Source organism: Desulfosporosinus nitroreducens (assembly GCF_023897015.1).
Taxonomy (GTDB): domain Bacteria; phylum Bacillota; class Desulfitobacteriia; order Desulfitobacteriales; family Desulfitobacteriaceae; genus Desulfosporosinus; species Desulfosporosinus nitroreducens.
The window spans coordinates 1-4440 of sequence record NZ_JAMHFY010000062.1; the positions used below are offsets into that span (position 1 = coordinate 1).

Annotated in this window: 3 protein-coding genes; all 3 read left to right on the plus strand. The window is 43.0% G+C overall.

The window, feature by feature from the left end:
• The first annotated feature begins 363 nt into the window (after positions 1 to 363).
• Genes M8E35_RS25925 through M8E35_RS25935 form a run of 3 tightly spaced genes read left to right on the plus strand, consistent with a single transcriptional unit; the run spans position 364 to position 4122 of the window.
• A complete protein-coding gene (locus M8E35_RS25925; RefSeq protein WP_252473859.1) occupies positions 364 to 1914 on the plus strand; it encodes a spore germination protein in 1551 nt (516 codons plus the stop codon).
• The gene (locus M8E35_RS25930; protein ID WP_252473860.1) at positions 1914 to 3014 is read left to right on the plus strand and encodes a GerAB/ArcD/ProY family transporter; all 1101 of its coding nucleotides are present in this window, start codon (positions 1914 to 1916) and stop codon (positions 3012 to 3014) included. The genes M8E35_RS25925 and M8E35_RS25930 overlap by 1 nt, the downstream gene beginning before the upstream one ends.
• A complete protein-coding gene (locus M8E35_RS25935) occupies positions 3004 to 4122 on the plus strand; it encodes a Ger(x)C family spore germination protein (protein WP_252473861.1) in 1119 nt (372 codons plus the stop codon). The genes M8E35_RS25930 and M8E35_RS25935 overlap by 11 nt, the downstream gene beginning before the upstream one ends.
• Positions 4123 to 4440: the final 318 nt, after the last annotated feature.

The following is a 4440-nucleotide window of genomic DNA, read 5'->3' on the forward strand; positions in this document are numbered from 1 at the left end:
CTTATTATATTTAAATAAGCACAGGCATCCAACCCGTTCATTCGGATCGTTTGCTTGTGCTTTTATAGTACCAATGCGACGTTGAATAGTAAAAAATTACAATCCAGTTCTAGGAGACTTCTATTTGAAGAATTCGCTGATGAAATATTTAATCCGTTGGTTGAGAAGATAGAAATTCTCACACCAACGGATTTTGTTTTTGGGTTGAAATAGTGGAAAAAGGGTAGTGGAGATAGTTAGCTGTGTGTCGGTAAAGAGAGTCAGGAAAAGAATTTCTAAGGCCAGAAGCTAAGGGGATAACCGGCTTGGATACGGGTAAACTTACACTATTGAAGTAGTAAGTTTTAAGAACGAGGGATCATGATGTTTACATTAACTAGATTTAGGTCCTCTAAAAAAGTCCAACCTCAGAAAATAAAATCCATGATTTCTGACCATAAACCGATTTCCGGTACCGTTGAGGATATTTTAGCAGACGTTATAAAGAATGCCGGTAGTCCCTCGGACCTAATCATTCATCGTTTTACCACCGAGAACGGACCCGTAATGGCTGCTGTCTATCTTGAATCTATGGCAGACATCGGCTTGCTAGGATCACAGGTTATTGAACCGGTTAACAAGTTTATCAGAGAAAAAAGCGAAACTCTCACAGCTGCAACAGTTGAACTCCTGATATCAGCCTCTGTAATCGATATATTTACGGATTTTCACGATGTGCTGGACGGTTTGCTGGCGGGTCAAGCCCTGCTTATTCTGCCCAATGAAGATAAGATTTTCGGGATTAGTCTTCCCGGATACCCACGCCGTCCTATTGAAGAATCCATTACTGAAAAAAACGTCCGAGGCAACAGGGAAGGATTTACTGAGGATATCAACGATAATCTCAGTCTGATCCGACGTTGGATCAAAGACCCTAATCTGAGGGTAGAAAGCAAAATAATCGGGGAACGGACGAAGACAAAGGTGTTAATTCTCTATTTGTTCGATGTAGCCAATCCTGATACGGTAGTGGAAGTGAACAAACGCCTAGAGAAAATCAGTATCGATGGGATCATCGACAGCGGTTATATCAGCGAAATGATCACCGATCATAGGTTAACCTTTTTCCCCCTGGTACAGGAAACGGAAAGGCCGGACAAAGTGGCCGCTTCAATTTTGGAAGGGCGGATTGCCATCATCGTGGATAAATCGCCCTTTACATTAATTGTGCCAGCCACTTCCAATGAGTTTTACCAAACCCCCGAGGACTATTATTTTAACTACTGGATCGGATCGTTCTTAAGGTTGATTCGCTTTATCGGAACTGCAATGGCAGTAACTCTCCCAGCACTCTATACAGCGCTTATCACGGTTAATCCCGAGTTATTGCCTTCCTTTTTGATTCAGGTCATTGCCTCCGGGCGAACCCAGGTGCCCTTCCCAGCATTCATTGAAGTTTTTTTTACCTTATTGGTATTTGAGATTTTTCGGGAGGCTAGTGTCAGACTGCCGGCCAATATTAATTTGATCATGGGGATTGGTGGGGGCATCGTTCTCGGACAGGCGGCTATCAACTCCGGAATTATTGCCGGAACCACCATCATGGTGGTGATTTTTACGTCCCTAGCTTCCTTTTCCACGGCTAACCCGTCCAAAGAACAGGCCTGGCGGCTTGCTAGGTACTTTTTGTTTTTTGCAAGCGGAGCTTTTGGGATACTGGGGTTGTCCGTAGCAGGACTGCTGGTACTGGCCCATATGGCAGGTTTGAAATCCTTTGGGGTATCTTACTTAGCGCCCTGGGGGCCGCCTTTACCGGTGGACATGGTGGACGGCTTTGGGCGTTTACCATGGTGGGCCAGAAACAGGAGGCCCCCCACCTACCGCCCGCAGCAGGAGGACAGGTTAGGTAATACAGACAATGAGGAGGACAAGTAATGCTCAAGGAAACGACCGGGATCGGACCCGGTTTACTTTTTAACATTATGTTTTCGTCACTTTACGGATATGGAGTAATAAGCTCTCCGTATGTGGCAGCAAAATATATGGGTTCTAACGGGTACCTGGGCTTTATTTTAGCCATTATACTGGCTATTCCAGTAGTTCTTTGTGCAGTTCGGTTGGGTAAAAGGTTCCCCGGTAAGTCAATCATCGAGTACCTCCCCTTGGTTTGCGGAAAAATAATTGGCAAAGGTATTGCTATCTTCTTTCTGTTGTTTTTACTCATTATTACCGTATGGGCCACGAGGCAAATTGCCGACTTGAATAACGTTTTTTTCCTAAACCGAACACCCCTCTGGGCTATTGCCACAATGCTTTTGTCTACCACGGCTTACATTGCTCACAAAGGAATTGAAGGTATAACCAGGTTGGCAGCTTTTATTTTTCCTGTGGCGGTGGTATTTATTTTCCTGTCCGCAGTCTTCTCTTTTCAGGGGTTTAAGCTTGATTACGTTCGACCAGTGTTTTATACCCAGGGTTACCAACTAACGTTGGGTGCTCTGCAAATGTTTTATATATTTTTCCCATTGACAGCCTTGTTTATGTTTTATCCATACCTGACAAAAACGCAAAGAGGATTCAAAACTATACTTGCGGCCGTCTTACTAGCAAGTACAGCAATACTAATATTTGTGGTCAGCGGGATAGGCACTTACGGTGCGGCAGGTGTTTTGCGTTACTCCTGGCCTGTCATGGAACTTACTATGAAAGCAAACATACCTTATCTAATGCAAACGACAGGGCTCTTCTTTGCTGTCAGCTATTTTTCCCAAATCTGCTTGGCTATCGCAGGGTTATACTTTGCTTTGGCCCTGGCCACTACTCAGCTATTCGGAATTCTTAATTATAAACAGTTTGTGCTACTCTGGTTTCCGATTATTATGTTTCTAATCCTTGTTCCGCCAAGCGTTGTAGATATTCATTTTCTGTTTGATTATCTACGTACTGCCGGTTTCCTTGTTGTCTTTGTGCTTCCATTATTGATCTGGATTTTGGCAGCTTTATTGAAGAGAGGTGATACTTCCGGTGCGAAGTAAAATTGTCTTAGTGTTATTACTAAGCTTAACTGTTTTTTTCAACGTGGGTTGCTGGGATGTGCAAGAGATCAATCGGCGTGTGTCAACTAATGCCGTATTTTTTGATGTGGACAGCACCGGAAAAATAAAAATGGGCACTGTTTTTAGCGTGCCCGGCACGTTATTGCCGCCCGTGATAGGTACTCAGCAGCAGTTCCAAAAACGAAATTATATTATTACAGCGGAAGACACTTCCATTACCGATGCGTGGTCCAAATTGCAGGCTAAATCGGAAAGAGATATATATTTTGGGCAGTTGAGAGCAATTGTATTAACTGAGAAAGCAGCCCGAGGTGATATTAACAACCTGCTGGATTTTATCGGTCGAATACCGTATGTACCGCCTAATACCACTTTGCTAGTCACAAAGGATGATCCCAAGGAACTTCTGGACATGAAAAACGAATCCAATAACATACCGGGCAACTATGTGGACCTGTTTTTTCAGACTAATAGTAAAAAAACAATGGCTATACCTATTGACCTGTGGAGAGTTTTGGCCCAGATGGACAATAAGACATCTGATCCACATATTCCTATGATAAAGGCTTCCGAAGGGAGTTACGACATATCAGGGACAGCGCTTTTCTCTAATAACCATTTTGTAGGGAAACTGGACCTAGAGGAAACGAAAACACTAGCCCTGATCAAGGGCTCGTCCACTGGCTACCTGACAGTCCCGCTGGAAAACGGTGATTATGTCGCCTTCAAGGATGTAAACTCAAAAAATGATATTACTTTGGAACTAGACAATAACGGTAAAGTAACCTTCGGAATAAAAACCAAAGTTTCTGGAGCAATTGTGGAGACCAATCCCAGAAAAATGGAAATAACAGAAGAGGACAAAAAAGTTATTGTGAGTCATGCGGAAGCAGAAATTCACAAAAGGATCAGTGACCTCTTCGTAAAACTACAGTCACTAAATTCCGACACCGTTGGTTTAGGTGAAAAGTTTAGGGTAAAATACCCAGGCGAATGGCAAAAAAACAATTGGCGCCAAATTTATCCCAATTGCCAGATTAATCTGGAGACTAGTTTTATAGTACGTCGTACCGGCCTGTTCAGGTAATAACGGAATCAGGATAAATCCTATTGATTAGAGGTGGGAACTCCCTCGGGCATAATCAGGGCCTTTATGGGTGCTGATGAATTCTCTAGATATGTCCAATAATTAGCCATACAAGATTAATGATGGGATCACCATAATTAATATGACAAAGGTAAGGCAAAAACCCGCTCATGGTAGGGCAAAAGAGGAATAGAGATTATAGCTCTATTGACGTGACAGGACAGGACACGTGGAGTGCTTAATAGTGCTATATGTGCGACACGTTTCTAAATGAAAAGTTTAGACATTTGTAGAAATACAAAGAGAACTAACATCTTG